This window comes from Anthropogastromicrobium sp., from assembly GCF_037349415.1.
GTDB classification, from domain to species: domain Bacteria; phylum Bacillota; class Clostridia; order Lachnospirales; family Lachnospiraceae; genus Anthropogastromicrobium; species Anthropogastromicrobium aceti.
Genome location: NZ_JAXWCK010000006.1, coordinates 1 through 15,771, shown reverse-complemented (window position 1 = coordinate 15,771; position 15,771 = coordinate 1). Strand labels below are relative to the sequence as shown.

The window sequence follows — 15,771 nt, the reverse complement described above, 5'->3', positions numbered from 1 at the left end:
ATCATTGTCCGATAATTGCAAAAAGTTTCTTGGCTTTCCCGCCCGACTTTTGTAATTGAAATTATAGATTCAAGAGTAGCGCCGACGCTGTCCTATATTGGAATTTTTGAGTAAAGGAAGCAAATAGCCAGTGGACGGGAAATGTTTTCTCGTCCACTGGCTATTTTTTTGACTTGAATTGCTAATTAGTTTTCATTTTTATCCATTGCAACCTTAAATTCGTCAAGCGTCATCTTTGCACACTGAGCGGCAGTTTCGATAGGCAGAAGATTTTGCATAACAAGATCAATTAACTGGTTGATGCGTCCCTGCTCAATACCCTGCTCAATACCCTGCTCAAGTCCCTGTTCAATACCCTGTTCAAGTCCCTGTTCAAGTCCCTGTTCAAGTCCTTGTTCAAGTCCTTGTGCGAGTCCTTGTGCGAGTCCTTCTTGTATTGCTTTATCTCGGCTTTTCTTTAACTCTTCTTCAATTTCTTCCTTCATAAGCTCTCTCAATGCCTCACACATATCCGAAGTCCTCCTTACTTTGTCATAGTTTTTTCTGTTTGCAGCGACACTTACCTGTAATACAGCGTCAGCCTTTTCCTTATCCCCAGGCTCTGTAAAACTCTGAGCAAATCTTGTGAATCTATGAATATCGTCAGTATTGGCATTTTTTGATAATACTTTAAGGCTTTCATGATTCTTAGAATTAAGTTCGTTTGTCACAACAATCTGCATAGGAATTGCAAACCCATTTATGTAGTATATGCCGGGTGTATGTTCTTGAATAGAAAATCCATATTCAGATAGTCATTTGCACGGTGTAAAAGTTCCTTTCAGGATAAGTATAACACTAGAATATATGTTTTGTAATACAAAATTCATTGCGAATCTTTTGTTATTTGCTGCATTGGAGTGGAACATAAACAGACAGGAAAAAGCCATGGAAATTTGTCAGGAAGCGATTGACCGTTCCATTCAGGCAGAAAGCTTTCGTGGATTGCTGCCGCTCTTAAAGCAGCGCTTGTTTTTTGAAAAACAGTTAAAATGGAATCAAGAAGAATGGGATGAGCAGACTATAAATGTTTAAAATTATTAGCCACTAACAAATAATGATAGCATGTTTTTTAAAGAAAGTACATGACCAAAATCAAAGAAAAATAAGAAAAAATATGGTGTTTTGGTCATGTACTTTTGATATCATATATGGTATAAAATAATCAAGAAACTTGAAACTCGTGATTATAGAAGGGAAGGTGAGTCCAATGGAAAATAAAGTTAAGTTAGTTGATAGCTAATAGAAATGAGGCTTATTATGAGTATTGTATTAAAAAAGAGATTATTGGCAATCGGAGCTGCATTAATATTCGCATTATCTGGAAGTACTGTATTGGCCGGTTCGTATCATTTGGGTGTATTTACAAAGAATAAAGGATATGAAGCAGGTCGTGAAATTAAAAATCAAGCGACCAATACGATTAAAGTTCAAGTAACAGGAAGTAATTGGATTAATTTGGCAACTAACTTTTTTGGATGTATTTTATAAAAGAATGGTGGTGTGCATATATGAAATCAAGAGTGAGATTAATACCTATTGCATCAATTATTTTAATATCGAGCACATTTTCTTTATCAGGATGCAAATTAAAGAGAGAATTGGAGGTGACATTTGCAGAAACAACTGTAAATGAAACTGTAATAAGTGATACAAAAATAAATGAGATTCAAACATGTGAAGCAAAGGAAACTGAAATAGATGAGACTCAAATGCGTGAAACGGAAAAAGATACACTGACAGGTGAGATTGTGTATCTTAAGGCACAAGTATCTGATGCGTTTATTTTAAATGAGCTGACAAATTGCTTTTTAGGCTGTGATGAGACAATGGCACAGGATTATCTGGTGAAGCCGTATTATGATTATTTAGAAGAGCAGGGATATATGTCTTCTGGTCAGTATCTTTATGAGAATGAGTTTGAGATATTAAATATATTACAGAATGGTCAATCAAAATCATCTTATATCATATATACAGATAATAAAAATGCTGCGGGTATGTGCTATGACATTTATGATATACCTGGTTTTTTATATAATGGAATCGGTTCCTCAATGGAAAAGCAGTTTCCAAAAGAGGATTTAAAATTATGTACAAGGGAAGAGGCAATTAAACAATGCGAAAAATATGCGGTGGCATGTGGATATAAAGATGCAGACGTACAGGTATATGCAATGACAAAAGAAGCGCTTAACCGTGTCTGTAAAATAAACAATACAACGACGGCTGCTCCAGATCCTAATTTTTATCACCCTTTTTCAGAAGCAGAAAAGTGGAGATTAAATAAGGAGCGTCAGGAGGCATTAGAAAAGGAAGATACCGATCTGGTGCAATCAATTGAACAGAAAATGACGGAACTGAATGAAATTTCGTATATTCAGTGGGAGGAAAAGGATGAAGCATATCTATTGATTTACCGACCGTATGTAAATAATTTGCTTGTGGATGGATGGGGACAGACACTAGTTATTGTGTATGTACCGCAGTTAGAAAAAGTGGTTCTGGTAAAAGGATATTCTCCGGTTCAAGTGAGTAAAAAGCAGGAGAAAAAACTGATCTCAAAAGAAGTAGCAATATCGACAGCAATGTTGGATAAGGGAATTGAAGATGTGAGTAAATTTAAAATTAAGTCAATAGAACTAGTATATTCAACTAGAGCTGTGCAGTTTGAGGCAGATGAACCGTCGATGAACCCATGTTGGAAAATTAACTATTCTTATCCTGAAATGGCAGAGGATGATGAAGGAAGTATATGGATTGATGCTGTTACAGGATTTGTGAGCAAATATATTGAAAATTTATAAAGATGAATAGAATGATTGGAGGTGAAAAAGATGAATGCAATGAAAATGGATGCAAAACGAAGCATTTGTTCCGTAAAAATGATAATAATAATAGTAGCTCTAGTGTTTACTTTAATTTTTTCATCGTGGGATATGATTAGAGCAAGTAAAAAAGATATTTTTGCGTGTGGTGTAATTGATATGCTAGGTACAGCACTAATGATGGATAAATTTAAGGTGTTAATGGTAATGTTCACGGCTGGAATTTATACAGCTGGATTTTGTTATGATTTCAAACATCATTATATTCGCATGATACTTGCAAGAACGGATTTAATAAGTTACAGCATATCAAAATTTATTGTAAATACAGTTGCAGTTGTTTTTGCATGTATTGCTTCATTTTATTTATTTTTAGTTGTGGCAGTTGGCTTTTTAGGGGCAAACCTAACACAGATTAAAACGGTTCCGTGCTATTATCAAATAGGATATAAGTTTCCAGTTTTGTATATTGGAATGATGGGGTTGCAGTTTGGAATGGTCTGCGCAATGAGCTGCGCAGTTGGAATGCTGTTTTCAGTATTTCAGCCAAATACGTTTGTTTGCATTGGAATTTCAGGAATGGTATTTTTCTCTGCAATTTCATACATTCCGTTAGGTTCGATATTCGATGTCTATAATTTGATTAGTATGCAACCGACATTGCCAGCAGGACAAGAAACATTGCAAGGAATTATGTTTTTATGGGGAATGTTATATCCAATTTGTGTAATTCTTATTTGTACATATCTATTTTATCGGAGAATGAAATGGAGGGAGCAGAATGGATTATTGTAGATCGGTATTGGCTGTAGCGGGAGCAAATTTTAGGCGACTAAAGCGTGATGCCAGAGTGTGGTTTATTTTTGTGTTCACAGCACTTTTGATTCATTATTATTTGCGTCCTGTGATCAATTATGGAATTGATACTGGGACAAAAGCACCTATCTATATTATGGAATTGTTGTTTTGCAGTGCAACAATTTCTGTGAAAGCACCTAAGATTTTGTTTTATATTGGAATGCTGTGTCTTTTATGCGATGCTCCTTTTTTTTATCCATTAAAGCCATATATAATTATGAGGAGTAAACGCACTGCATGGTGTGTTGGCGAGTGCATATATATTGTAGGGATGGCATTGTTGTATGCTGCTTTTATATTAATTGTGTCGTCACTTATGATTCTCCCAATTGGAACAATGAGGGATTCATTTTCAGGAGCATTGACTGATATGGTGCTTGGAACAGGAAAGATGCCACTTGGAGAGATTGCGAATATTTATCCGAGTGCTCAATTCTCATCGGAAATGATAAGATATTTGTATCCGTCGGGCGCGATGATGTATACATTTGTGTCAGTTTGGGTTTCATTTTCAATTCTTGGTCTTTTCATGTACTGGGTTAGTTTGATAAGAAGGAATGTAGTGTGTGGAATGGCAATTGCAGGAACTCTTGTATTTCTCGACCCGATTTTAGTGTGGGCAGCCTGGCCAAATAATTATTGGATATTGGCATTTTCTCCTGTCAGTTGGACAAGTGTTGAACAGTTGAATATTTTGGCAGCAAATCATTTTATCAGCATTCCGTTTGTGATAGCAGCCGATGCATTATTAGTGATTTTTCTATTTATTTTAATATTCCAGACAGCGAAACGAATTTCGCTAAATGGTTTTTTGACGGAGGAGGCGTGATGTGATATGCTTGAAATTGAAAATTTGACAAAAACATTTGGAACACAGACAGTCATTTCTGATATTTCAATGACGCTTGTGTCAGGAAAGATTTATGGATTAGTAGGGAGAAATGGTTCTGGAAAAACAATGCTGATGAAAATGATACTCGGTTTTGTTAGCCCGTCATCTGGTAGTATAAAAATAGAAGGAAAGGTTTTAGGAAAAGATATAAGTATGCCAGATCGAATTGGTGCAATTATAGAGAATCCAGGATTCTTGCCAGAGTATTCAGGATTTAAAAATCTAAAATTCTTGGCAATGATACATCATAAAATTTCAAATGAAGAAATTCGCGAGGCAATGCGCATAGTTGGACTTGATCCAGACAGTAAAAAACACGTAGGAAAATATTCGCTCGGAATGCGCCAGCGCCTTGGCATTGCACAGGCGATCATGGAAGATCCAGATATTCTTCTTTTGGATGAGCCGTTAAATGGACTTGACAACGAGGGTGTAGAAGAAATAAGAAAAGTACTTTTATCCCTGAAAGAAAAAGGAAAATTGATTATTTTGGCCAGTCATTCGAAAGAAGATATACAAATCCTTTGCGATACGGTATTTCGGATGGATCATGGGAAAATTATTGCGACGGAGACAAATTAAGCCGATAGGGTCAGAAAGAGGCAGCAGAAAAGTAGGAAAAGCGAAGAGAATGAAGTACAAAATCTTTAAATATTAAGCTTCTGGTATTCTCTTGGTGAGACACCAAAATGCTTTTTAAAGATCTTAGAAAAGTGATAAAGGTCTGGATAGCCAACAGAGATTCCAGCAGTGGAGGGAGATTGTCCGTAGACAGTCAAAAGCTCTGCTGCTTTTTCAAGTCGCAGTTGAATCAAATATTTCTGGGGAGAGATGCCCATGCGTTTTTTGAAAAGGTCAGACAGGTAGCTGCGGTTGATATTCAAGCGATCAGCTACCTGCCTGATCGTGATGCCATTGATATACTCAGCATTGATGCAGTTAATTGCCTTTTGCACATAATCAGTGTCAGATTTTGCATTGTCCAACAAGATACTAAAAAATTCCCACAGCTTTGCGCATAAAAAAGCAGTTCTTCCATTTTCCATTTTTTCGCACTGAAGCATTTCCTCAAAAATTTTGCCAGCACTTGGACAGTGAATGATCGGCTTTAAAAGCTGCTCAGGAACGGATTGGTCTGTTGTAAAGCCAATCCAAATATAGCGCCATGGCTTTTTCTGATCGGCTTCATAATAGGTTTTTTCGTATGGTGGGATTACAAAAATGTCCCCAGGCTTGACCGAGTAAGAGATGCCGTCGCGCTCGAAACGACCAAAACCATACACAATATAATGCAAAAGCCAGTGAGTACGCACACTCGGTCCAAAGAAATGACCGGGATCGCAAGTTTCACTGCCAAATTGCATGGGACTAAAATCTTTATAGTGTTGATCAATTACAATTTCACTTTTTATCATTTGATCGTGTTTTCCTTTCACTTGTAGTTTTTGCGGTTTGTTTTATCATTTTTATTTGTTTGTTTTGTTTACATTCATTTCTAACATAATAACAAGTTTTCCAGACAAAAATCAATCCCATTTTAAAAGAAATCTGTTAGAATGAAGACACACAGAAAGACAAGATGTTGGTAGCTTAAGATAGCTAGGAAACATCTTGATGGGTAGAAGAAATCAACTAAAAAAGAAAGGAAAACTACTATGAAAATTACTTTTATGGGTGCTGGAAGCACAGTATTTGCGCGAAATGTAATCGGAGATTGCATGTGTTCAGAGGTGCTAAGAGACAGTACATTTGCTCTGTATGACATCGATGGTGCAAGATTAAAGGAAAGCCAGACCATTTTGGAAGCGATGAGAGAGACAATGGGCGGCTATGGAAAGATTGAGTGTTATCTGGGCGTGAAAAACAGAAAAGAGGCGCTTCGTGGAGCAACTTTTGTAGTCAATGCAATTCAGGTAGGCGGCTATGATCCATGTACGATCATTGATTTTGAGATTCCAAAGAAGTTTGGACTGAGACAGACAATTGCAGATACACTAGGAATCGGCGGTATCATGCGTGCGCTTAGAACCATTCCGGTGATGGATGATTTTGCAAGAGATATGGCAGAGGTTTGTCCAGATGCTCTGTTTTTAAATTATACAAACCCGATGGCTATGTTAACTGGTTATATGCTTCACTATACACCGACCCAGACAGTAGGTCTATGCCACAGTGTTCAGGTTTGCTCAGAGACATTATTAAAGGAAGTTGGCATGGAAGACAAGTTGGAGGGAAGAAAAGAACTTATTGCAGGAATCAATCATATGGGTTGGCTTCTTGAATTAAAGGACAAAAATGGTGTTGATCTGTATCCAGAGATCAAGTCACGCATTGGGGCAAAAATGGAAGATCCTGAATTTAAGGATAAGGTACGCTTTGACTACATTCGAAATTTTGGATACTACTGCACTGAGTCAAGTGAACACAATGCAGAGTACAATGGATTTTATATTAAGAGCAAATACCCAGAGTTAATTGATCGCTACAACATTCCACTAGATGAGTATCCGCGCCGCTGTGTCAACCAGATTGATGGTTGGAAGAAGGAATATGCCGAGTTGATGGAGAAGGGTGTGAAGGAACATACACGCTCACGCGAATATGCATCTCATATCATGGAGGCAGTTGTCACCGACAAGGCTTATCAGATTGGAGGAAATGTATTAAATACCAATCATCTGATTTCCAATCTTCCGGCAGAAGCATGTGTAGAGGTACCGTGCCTTGTCAACGGCTCTGGCATTCATCCGTGTGCGGTCGGATCACTTCCAGTTCAGTGTGCAGCGATGAATATGACCAATGTTAACGTGCAGCTTCTAACAATAGAGGCGGCAAGAACGCATAAGCTAGAGCATGTCTATCAGGCAGCAATGCTTGATCCGCATACGGGAAGCGAGTTGGATATTGATACAATCAAAAAGATGGTGGATGAGTTGATTGCAGCTCACGGAACGTATCTGCCGAAATTCCACTAACGAATAGATACCCACGAATTGCTCCGCCCTCTGCAACTCTCGCAATTCTAAAAAGCCATGGGAGTTTATTTTCCCATGGCTTTCAATCATTTATCACAAGATTATCTTAGTCCATCTTCGGTGCGTCACCGTTTAAGTAGGAGCACAGCAGACGGAAGGTATTTACTACGCCGTCTTTATGGGAACGCTCATATCCGTGGGATGCGTAAACACCGGCACCAATAAGACCGTGACGGGCATCCTTTCCTGCACTCAATGCAGCATCGGAATCAGAACCGTAGAATGGATAAATGTCAACAGCATAGTCAATGCTGTCTTTTTTTGCTGCATTTACAAGACCGGTTGTTACCTGATAATTGTAAGGACCGTGGCCATCCTTGGCACAGATTGATACCTGACGCTCAGTACATTCAAGACCATAGCCAACACATCCCATATCAACAGAAAGAAGTTCAGTAACATCTTCTGGAATGGAAGCACATGCACCATGACCAACCTCTTCAAATACTGTCATATGCTGGTAAACCTTGCGAAGCGGTGTGATGTTGTTTTCACGGATATATTTTGCATAGCCAAGTAAAATTGCGGCGCTTAACTTGTCATCTAAGAAGCGGCTCTTGATGTAGCCTGAGTTGGTTACAACGAGATTTGGATCTGCACAGACAAAGCAGCCGTTTGTGATGCCGAGTGCCTTTACGTCATCCTTGGAGGTAACAGGCTCGTCCAAGACAACCTCAACTGACTGGAATGTGCGCTGTGTAGTAGAATATTCCTTATTTACATGAAGGGAAGCATCTGCCAATTGGATGGTTCCCTCATAAATCTGTCCGTCGTAGGTGTAAACGCGGCAGTTATGAGCTTCTGCATTGTTTGCGTTGAAGCCGCCGACAGGAGACAGACGTAAACGTCCGTTTGACTTAATCTCAGCGACAACGGCACCAAGTGTATCTACGTGAGCCATGGTAAGAATCGGATCACCCTCACCGCCGATCTCTGCAATTACGCCGCCTTTAACGGTACGCTTTGCGCTGTAGCCAAGACGTGCGTACTCCTCTAACAGATAGTCGGTTACTTTTTTTGTGAAACCAGATGGACTGTCAATTGCCATCAGCTTTTTTAGCTGTTCCATGATGTAATCAAGATACTGATTCATGTTCTTTTTCTCCCTAATCATTAAAAAAATTTTGCCCGATGATGTGACAAATAATTGCTGTTAAGTGTCTTCAACCGGGTTTATATATGTCCATGATACACAAAAAGAAGATGATATGCAACCCAAATTATGTGTTACATATCTTATTTTTGTGGATAAAATTTTGCAACTATGCTGTTTTGAATAAAAAAATGGCGGTTTTTAATTAAAAATGTAACATATAACATACTAAAAACTAGGGAAAACAGGCAGTAAACACAGGATACGTGCGAGTAAAATTTTAAACCATTTACAAATAAAACTTGATGAGCTAGTCTGGACTTAGCAAAGATGCACAGCGAAATGAGCTGGAAAATAAGAGATGATAAGAAGAAGGAGGAGACAAAACCATGGGAAAGAACCCTAAGACAAAAGTTCCCAAGAAGAAAATAAACTACGCAGTTTATTTTAAGAACAACTGGCAGCTGTATGTATTAATCTTGCCGGCAATCATCTACTTTATTGTATTCAACTACATGCCTTTATATGGAATCCAGATTGCATTTAAGGATTTCAAGGCGGTGTTTGGAATTTCAGGAAGTAAATGGGTTGGCTTTAAGCATTTTGAGAATTTCTTCCATGCTTACTATTTTAAGAGACTGCTTGCAAACACATTATTGTTGAATGTGTACAACCTGCTTTGGAGCTTTCCGGTACCGATTATTTTGGCAATTCTGTTAAACCAGATTAAGGGACCGAAAATCAAGAGATTTATCCAGACAAGTATTTACGTACCATATTTTATCTCAACAGTTGTTTTGGCAGGTATGCTTTACATTTTCCTGTCACCGACAAGCGGTATCTTTAATATTCTTCGTCAGGCACTTGGTATGAAGGCAGTTGACGTTATGTCTGATGCAAAAGCATTTAGAACTATTTATATTGTTTCTGGTATCTGGCAGTCAGCTGGATGGGGAACTATTCTTTACATTGCTTCACTTTCTGGTGTAGACCCATCTCTTTATGAGGCGGCTGAGATTGACGGTGCAAGTATATGGCAGAAGATTCGCTACATTGATGTGCCAAGTATTGTGCCTGTTATTGTTATGGTATTTATTCTGGATTGTGGAAAACTGTTAAGCAGCAATACAGATAAGGCACTCGTTATGCAGACAGCTGGAAATATTCCTACATCTGATATCATCGGTGTGTATGTATATAATGTCGGACTTGGAAGCGGACAGTTTTCCTATACTACGGCAATCGGCTTATTTATCAATATAATTAACTTTATTATCATTATCACAGCAAACCAGATTTCAAAGAAGATATCTGATGTGGGCTTATTCTAAGGAAGGAGGAACAGAAGAAAATGGACACAAAAAAGAAGTTTAGTCAGTACAGCAAGAGTAATCAGGCATTTTATATATTTAATGCTGTTTTCTGGATCATTGTCATGTTTCTGATCCTTTATCCGCTGTATCTTGTTATTATTGCATCTGTTTCCGACCCAGACGCTATTGTAGCAGGAAAGGTAATTTGGCATCCAGTTGATTTTTCATTTATTGGTTATCAGTCAATTTTGAAGTATAGTGAGATGCTTCATTCATATGCCAATTCTATTTTTTATACAGTAGTCAGTGTAACGATCAGTATTGTAGTTACGCTTGCGGCAGCATACACGCTGTCTCGTCCGAAGTTTATCGGAAAGGGACTTATTAATCTGTTCTTTGTATTTACTATGTTTTTTAACGGCGGATTGATTCCAACGTTCCTTGTTATGAAGGATATCGGACTCTATAATACACCAATGATCATGATTTTAATGGGCTGTGTCAGCGTATGGAATCTGATGGTGGCAAGAACCTATATTCAGACAAATATTCCGCACGAACTGTATGAGGCAGCAATGTTGGACGGTACAACACATTTTCAGTATTTCTTTAAAATTGTACTTCCTCTCTCTAAGACAATTATTGCAGTTTTAGCTGTTTATTATGGCGTTTCAAAGTGGAATGACTATTTTACGGGACTTGTCTATATTAAAGACAGAAGCCTTCTTCCGCTGCAGACAGTGCTTCGCGAGATTTTGGCTACGCTTCAAGTTGATAAGTCAGGTGACTATATGCAGACAATGTCTGACAATGCTGCAGATATGGCAGAAGCAATGCGTATTGCAAACGTGGCAAAATATTGTATTATTGTAGTGGCTACAGGACCAGTTGTTATTCTGTATGGATTTATGCAGAAATATTTTGAAAAGGGTGTTATGATCGGTTCATTAAAGGGCTGATGTGGGATTAAAAAAGATTCTGACCATGAAATTCATGGTTTCGATAAAAACAATCAAAATGAATCAAGGAGGATTTTACGATGAAAAGAAGATTTTTGGCAGGAGCAATGAGCGCAGCAATGATGCTTTCAGGAGCAATGGGACAGGCAGTTTTTGCTGAGTCTGAGACAGTTGACTACAGTGATCAGCAGACATATCCAATCGTGGATGAGCCGTTGACCTTAAAGATTATGCTTGGAATTAGAGATGTTGATTCTCTGGCAAACCCAAGTGATATGCCAGTTGTAAAGGCATTTGAGGAGAAGACTGGCATTAACCTGGAGTGGGATGTAGTAAAGGGATCTGACTGGAGCACTAAGCTGAATCTGATGTTTGTATCTGATGACTACCCAGACATCATTATTGCACCAATGTGTAATGTTGATGATGAGGAGTATGGTGTTACACAGGGGCTTCTGATTCCTCTTGAGGATAAGATTGCAGAGAATATGTCGAACTATACAACAAGAATTGCAGGAGAAGACGCTGATCCGACTTCTGGTCTTGTTGCAACAGATGGACATACTTATTCTATCGGCTATATGGTAGGTCAGAACATTAATACAAATCAGCATTTCTTTATCAATCAGACATGGCTTGACGCACTTGGACTTGAGACGCCGACTACGTTAGATGAGCTGACAGAGGTACTTTACGCATTTAAGACACAGGATCCGAATGGAAATGGCGAGGCTGATGAGGTTCCGCTTGAGATGGGATTTGACACTGGTTTTTATGGTGTGCGTTTTATTCTTCCGATGTTTGGAATTCCTTGTGATGGAGAAAAATGGATCTACATTGACGATGACAAGAACGTTCAGTTTACTGCAACACAGGATGGCTTCCGTAAGTGCATGGAATGGCTGCATCAGATGTACGAGGAGGAGTTAGTAGATGCTGAGCTTATCTCTCAAGATCTAAATACAATTGAAACAAAGTTAAAAGAAGGTAATGTCGGATTCTTTATGGCATGGAGACTTATTGCTATGGGTTGGGATGATGGTGTAGCAAAGGATGCAGTGCTGTGGACACCAGGTGAAGAGATGGGGGCTGAGCTGAGCAGAACAATTGAGATGGCAAGAGGCGGTGCATGGCTGACAATTACAAATGAGCATGTAGATGAGTCCTTAAAGCTTCTTGATGCAATGATGGATACTGAGACACAGTTTTCACTATATTATGGAGAGAAGGATGCAGAAGATGGCACTGGCTGGACCTACAATGAAAATGGAAAGATTGACACATTGAATGTAGGAAACACAGATAATGTAAAGAATTATTTGGATTGCAATACTATGTTCTTTGGACCTGGAAAATATATTTCAAGTGTATTTAACATGCCAGCGCAGCGTGTTGAGAAAACAGAGTATTGTCAGAAATATGATGAGGCAGGAGTTATTCAGAAATATTCAAATGATTATTTAAGGCTTGCACCGCTTACATCTGAGCAATTGCAGAGCAATGCACTTCTTGAGACTGATATCAACAATGCAGTTGTTGAGAACATGGCAACATTTGTAACTGAAGGTGTTACTGATGAGAGCTGGGAGAAGTTTGTAAACATGTTTGACGGAATGGGTGTTTCTGACTACATTCAGATGTATCAGGATGCAATTGATACTATGGAATTAGAGTAAATGATTAAATGTTTCATGGACAGTATGCAAAAAAAATGATATAATATCGCCAGAGTTTTGTCTGGCATAAGTGTAAAAGCAGATATGCAAAGTAAGGATGCAGATACACATAACAGCCCCACCGCAAAACAGTGGGGTTGTTTGATTTGGCACAAAAAGTCAGACGTGCAAAAGTAAGGGGGAACAAATTCGTGAAACTGGAACGTGGAAAACTACGCCGCCAGGGTGTGCTTTTGTATCTGGCTGCATTTAGTATGATAGTTGTACTGATCATTGCCATAATGGGTGGTTATCTGTACCGGTTTTATCACAGAACGATTTATGAAAATTTTGTAGAGTCAAATGAAACTGATCTTGGAGCAATTGAGTCACGTCATGAAAATGATATGGAGATTATTTCTAATGTCGTGTCACAGATTAATCTTTCAGCAGACTGTACTGAATTTATGCTTGATAAGCAGCCATTAAAAAGTACAAAGTTGGAAGAGCAGCTTTATCAATACACATCAGTAAGCCAGTTTTTTGGTCAGGTATTGTATTTTTATCATGGAGATAAATATTTGTATAACTCAAAAACATCTATTACACTTGATAATTTTGTGCAAATGGGACTTGTGCTTGAGGAAATATCAGAGCAGGCATTTCATGATCTGCTCTGTGCTGAAGACTATAAGCTAAAGGTATTGCCTGAACAAAAGGCAAGCGGATATGTAAAAGTACGTTATATGAACGATACAGATAAATTAACTGTCTATTTAAAAACAGTAATGCCAAAGAAAAATGCTGTCATGGTATTTCTGGTTCCGGAAAAATATTATGATGAGCTGCTAGGCTCTGATGAATCAGAGGATGGCCGCAATCATTATATTTTATATGATGGACAAATCGTGAGTAAGAGAGAAAAAGCAGCTCTTGAGAGCGATTCTGTATTGACAGAGCTGACAAATCTGTATGCTAAGCAGACAGAGAAGCTTAATGATGGCAATCAAAAAGAAATGGCTATTTCTGAGTCTATGACTATAGATGGCGTTTCTATGCTTGTCTCTATGAAAACAGGTGTAAGCGGATTAGTCTATGTGAGTATGCAGCCAATGTCTGTTTTTGCCGGCCAGATTAGAAGCGGTATGTGGGGAATTGTTTTTTTGCTGTTACTGTGCAGTATTCCGGCAGCATTTGGCATTTTACTTTTATATCGTAAAATTGCAGGGCGAATTAGGCGCATTAATATAATGCTCAAAAAAGATGATCGTCCGTATGATTTGGAAAATATAGAGACAGGAATAGAGAGCCTTGTAAAAAATAATGAGACTCTTGCAAAGAGTAATGAGACGTTAGCAAGGACAAATGAGACACATATTCCATTAAAGAAGAATCGTTTTATCGGAAATCTGGTGCGCGGTGTTTATCGAAATGAAGATGAGATTAGAATGGATGCAGCAGAGGCGCAAATCCAGATTCCAGAGTCAGTTTCAGTCTTTGTTATTATGGTGGGTGATCTTGGCGGTGACCGCGGCCAAAGTAATGAGGAGAAGGCCGAGAAGGAAATGCTTGAACTGATTCGTCAGTATTCAAAGATTGATGGTTATCGAATTAAGTTGATAAGCAAGACAAGAAATGTGTTTGTTATCTTTGCATCAGACCGTGATCAGGCAGAAAAGATGCTTGTAAATTTCTTCAAGATTGGTCAGGTTTCATGCGAGGAATTTGTCATGGCCGTAAGTGATTATCATGAGGATTTAATGGAGGTGCCTCAGGCATATCTTGAGGCTGATACTGCATTTGACACAAGATTTATTGTGGATAACAGCAACATGATCCGCTATCAGCAGGCATCGAAGGTGGAGCATATTGAGATTTTGCCGGAGAGTTTTCTTAGAAGACTTAAAAATGCTATTCGTGCATGCAATTGTGATGAGGCAGATGAAGTCATCGATGAGATCTGCAGCAAGCTTAAGAGCAGCAATCATTCTCTTCTTAGCTTCCGTGTACTATATAATGATATTCTTCATATTTTGATTACAGAGTGGAATGACACACACGTTGATTTTTCTAATATTTACAATGTATTTTTGCTGTCACAGTGTTTAACAGTACAGCAGTTTTCAGATATTTTACATGAGGTATGCCATAGTTTAATTGAGGCAAGACAGACAAGTAATGATGATAAATCAGATGAGCCAGACATGGCATCTAAGGCAGTGGCATACATGAAAGAAAATTACAGCAGCCCAGATTTGACAATGGCAGCGCTTGCCGAAATGCTATCCATCAGCCCGGTAACAATGTCTGTCGAATTTAAAAACCGCATGGGTGTAAATCCATCCGATTATCTTGGAATTATTCGTATGGAAAAAGCAAAGGAACTTCTAAAGACAACTTCGCTTAAGGTTAAAGATGTCAGTGCGGCAGTCGGATATGAAGATGAGCATGTGTTTATGCGCCGATTTAAAAAGTATGTTGGAAAAACACCAGGTCAGTATCGGGACGAGCATACAAAACAAAATTAAAAGCCATGGAAAAAAGGAAAAGGGATACTTTATTTAGTGCCACTTTTCCTTTTTTCTGTTCCATCAAGATTTCACGGATTTTTATAGGTTCTTATAAATTAGGTTTTAAAGATAATATATCAATGCTGTTTGTATTGCTCCAAGATCTTTTCTATGTAATTATTATGGGTTCGCTCTGTGAAATTTCGAAATGCCTGTGTGCCACGTGCGACTGCCAATTGCTGCGCAGTTTCTTCCTCAGCATTTGCTTCCATATCTTTTTGCATTAATTTTCGCAGATATGCAAATCGGTTGTTGATTTTCTTTTCTTGATTTCTTCGCTTGATTTCAGCCACTTTTAGAGCAATGTATTTGAGCTGGGCTTGTTCAGCTGTTGGTGCTTCTGGTAGCTTGGAAGCTGGAATTGCATCTAATAGTGCTGAAAGCTCATCAAGTTTTTCCACAGACAGTTTCCAATCGCTTAAAGCACTTTCCCATAGTGGGCAATCCTTTATCACGGTTGGAACTTCTGGTAGATTTACAAAAGTCGGGCGGGAAAGCCCACGGTTTTAACCGTGGGATGAAAGCCAAG

The 15,771-nt window shown here is 38.5% G+C and carries 15 protein-coding genes; 11 read left to right on the top strand and 4 right to left on the bottom strand.

Features of this window, described 5'->3' with window-relative positions:
- Positions 1 to 185: 185 nt before the first annotated feature.
- Positions 186 to 509: a hypothetical protein gene (locus tag WJP93_RS00320; protein WP_337546205.1), complete on the bottom strand. Its 324-nt coding sequence runs from the start codon at positions 507 to 509 to the stop codon at positions 186 to 188.
- A 418-nt stretch (positions 510 to 927) separates the two neighbouring features.
- On the opposite strand from WJP93_RS00320, the gene WJP93_RS00315 reads away from it, so the two are divergent.
- The 6 genes from WJP93_RS00315 (at position 928) to WJP93_RS00290 (ending at position 5,199) form a co-directional block, all read left to right on the top strand.
- The gene (locus tag WJP93_RS00315) at positions 928 to 1,074 is read left to right on the top strand and encodes a hypothetical protein (protein ID WP_337546203.1); all 147 of its coding nucleotides are present in this window, start codon (positions 928 to 930) and stop codon (positions 1,072 to 1,074) included.
- 225 nt (positions 1,075 to 1,299) lie between these two features.
- Positions 1,300 to 1,530, top strand: a complete 231-nt coding sequence (locus WJP93_RS00310) for a hypothetical protein (protein WP_337546202.1) — start codon at positions 1,300 to 1,302, stop codon at positions 1,528 to 1,530.
- Between the two features lie 116 nt (positions 1,531 to 1,646).
- Positions 1,647 to 2,846, top strand: coding sequence for a hypothetical protein (locus WJP93_RS00305; RefSeq protein WP_337546200.1), 1,200 nt, complete (start codon positions 1,647 to 1,649; stop codon positions 2,844 to 2,846).
- Positions 2,847 to 2,876: 30 nt separating this feature from the next.
- Positions 2,877 to 3,662 carry a hypothetical protein gene (locus WJP93_RS00300; RefSeq protein WP_337546198.1) on the top strand — a complete coding sequence of 262 codons (786 nt, stop codon included), beginning with the start codon at positions 2,877 to 2,879 and terminating at the stop codon, positions 3,660 to 3,662.
- The gene (locus WJP93_RS00295) at positions 3,649 to 4,554 is read left to right on the top strand and encodes a hypothetical protein (RefSeq protein ID WP_337546196.1); all 906 of its coding nucleotides are present in this window, start codon (positions 3,649 to 3,651) and stop codon (positions 4,552 to 4,554) included. The genes WJP93_RS00300 and WJP93_RS00295 overlap by 14 nt, the downstream gene beginning before the upstream one ends.
- A 6-nt stretch (positions 4,555 to 4,560) precedes the next feature.
- Positions 4,561 to 5,199, top strand: coding sequence for an ATP-binding cassette domain-containing protein (locus WJP93_RS00290; protein ID WP_337546195.1), 639 nt, complete (start codon positions 4,561 to 4,563; stop codon positions 5,197 to 5,199).
- 65 nt (positions 5,200 to 5,264) lie between these two features.
- Here the strand turns inward: WJP93_RS00290 and WJP93_RS00285 are convergent, their stop codons facing one another.
- A complete protein-coding gene (locus WJP93_RS00285) occupies positions 5,265 to 6,032 on the bottom strand; it encodes an AraC family transcriptional regulator (RefSeq protein WP_337546193.1) in 768 nt (255 codons plus the stop codon).
- Positions 6,033 to 6,272: 240 nt separating this feature from the next.
- Between WJP93_RS00285 and WJP93_RS00280 the strand changes: the two genes are divergently transcribed.
- The gene (locus WJP93_RS00280; protein WP_337546192.1) at positions 6,273 to 7,592 is read left to right on the top strand and encodes an alpha-glucosidase/alpha-galactosidase; all 1,320 of its coding nucleotides are present in this window, start codon (positions 6,273 to 6,275) and stop codon (positions 7,590 to 7,592) included.
- Between the two features lie 106 nt (positions 7,593 to 7,698).
- Here WJP93_RS00280 and WJP93_RS00275 read toward each other — a convergent pair whose 3' ends face one another.
- Positions 7,699 to 8,745, bottom strand: coding sequence for a M42 family metallopeptidase (locus WJP93_RS00275; protein ID WP_337546190.1), 1,047 nt, complete (start codon positions 8,743 to 8,745; stop codon positions 7,699 to 7,701).
- A 389-nt stretch (positions 8,746 to 9,134) separates the two neighbouring features.
- Between WJP93_RS00275 and WJP93_RS00270 the strand changes: the two genes are divergently transcribed.
- The 4 genes from WJP93_RS00270 to WJP93_RS00255 all read left to right on the top strand — a co-directional run bounded on the left by WJP93_RS00270 (position 9,135) and on the right by WJP93_RS00255 (position 15,200).
- Complete coding sequence (locus tag WJP93_RS00270) at positions 9,135 to 10,076, top strand: ABC transporter permease subunit (protein ID WP_337546188.1); 942 nt, start codon at positions 9,135 to 9,137, stop codon at positions 10,074 to 10,076.
- A 20-nt stretch (positions 10,077 to 10,096) separates the two neighbouring features.
- Positions 10,097 to 11,017 (top strand): carbohydrate ABC transporter permease, encoded by a 921-nt coding sequence (locus WJP93_RS00265; RefSeq protein WP_337546187.1) that lies wholly within the window; start codon positions 10,097 to 10,099, stop codon positions 11,015 to 11,017.
- 80 nt (positions 11,018 to 11,097) lie between these two features.
- Positions 11,098 to 12,693 carry an extracellular solute-binding protein gene (locus WJP93_RS00260; RefSeq protein ID WP_337546186.1) on the top strand — a complete coding sequence of 532 codons (1,596 nt, stop codon included), beginning with the start codon at positions 11,098 to 11,100 and terminating at the stop codon, positions 12,691 to 12,693.
- 191 nt (positions 12,694 to 12,884) lie between these two features.
- Positions 12,885 to 15,200 (top strand): helix-turn-helix domain-containing protein, encoded by a 2,316-nt coding sequence (locus WJP93_RS00255; protein WP_337546184.1) that lies wholly within the window; start codon positions 12,885 to 12,887, stop codon positions 15,198 to 15,200.
- 119 nt (positions 15,201 to 15,319) lie between these two features.
- On the opposite strand, the gene WJP93_RS00250 is transcribed toward WJP93_RS00255, so the two are convergent.
- Complete coding sequence (locus WJP93_RS00250) at positions 15,320 to 15,697, bottom strand: hypothetical protein (protein ID WP_337546183.1); 378 nt, start codon at positions 15,695 to 15,697, stop codon at positions 15,320 to 15,322.
- Between the last annotated feature and the right edge of the window lie 74 nt (positions 15,698 to 15,771).

Coding starts and splice junctions, on each gene's coding strand:
- WJP93_RS00320 (WP_337546205.1), bottom strand. CDS start 509: ATGTGTGAGGCATTGAGAGAGCTTATGAAGGAAGAAATTGAAGAAGAG.
- WJP93_RS00315 (WP_337546203.1), top strand. CDS start 928: ATGGAAATTTGTCAGGAAGCGATTGACCGTTCCATTCAGGCAGAAAGC.
- WJP93_RS00310 (WP_337546202.1), top strand. CDS start 1,300: ATGAGTATTGTATTAAAAAAGAGATTATTGGCAATCGGAGCTGCATTA.
- WJP93_RS00300 (WP_337546198.1), top strand. CDS start 2,877: ATGAATGCAATGAAAATGGATGCAAAACGAAGCATTTGTTCCGTAAAA.
- WJP93_RS00295 (WP_337546196.1), top strand. CDS start 3,649: ATGGATTATTGTAGATCGGTATTGGCTGTAGCGGGAGCAAATTTTAGG.
- WJP93_RS00290 (WP_337546195.1), top strand. CDS start 4,561: ATGCTTGAAATTGAAAATTTGACAAAAACATTTGGAACACAGACAGTC.
- WJP93_RS00285 (WP_337546193.1), bottom strand. CDS start 6,032: ATGATAAAAAGTGAAATTGTAATTGATCAACACTATAAAGATTTTAGT.
- WJP93_RS00280 (WP_337546192.1), top strand. CDS start 6,273: ATGAAAATTACTTTTATGGGTGCTGGAAGCACAGTATTTGCGCGAAAT.
- WJP93_RS00275 (WP_337546190.1), bottom strand. CDS start 8,745: ATGAATCAGTATCTTGATTACATCATGGAACAGCTAAAAAAGCTGATG.
- WJP93_RS00270 (WP_337546188.1), top strand. CDS start 9,135: ATGGGAAAGAACCCTAAGACAAAAGTTCCCAAGAAGAAAATAAACTAC.
- WJP93_RS00265 (WP_337546187.1), top strand. CDS start 10,097: ATGGACACAAAAAAGAAGTTTAGTCAGTACAGCAAGAGTAATCAGGCA.
- WJP93_RS00260 (WP_337546186.1), top strand. CDS start 11,098: ATGAAAAGAAGATTTTTGGCAGGAGCAATGAGCGCAGCAATGATGCTT.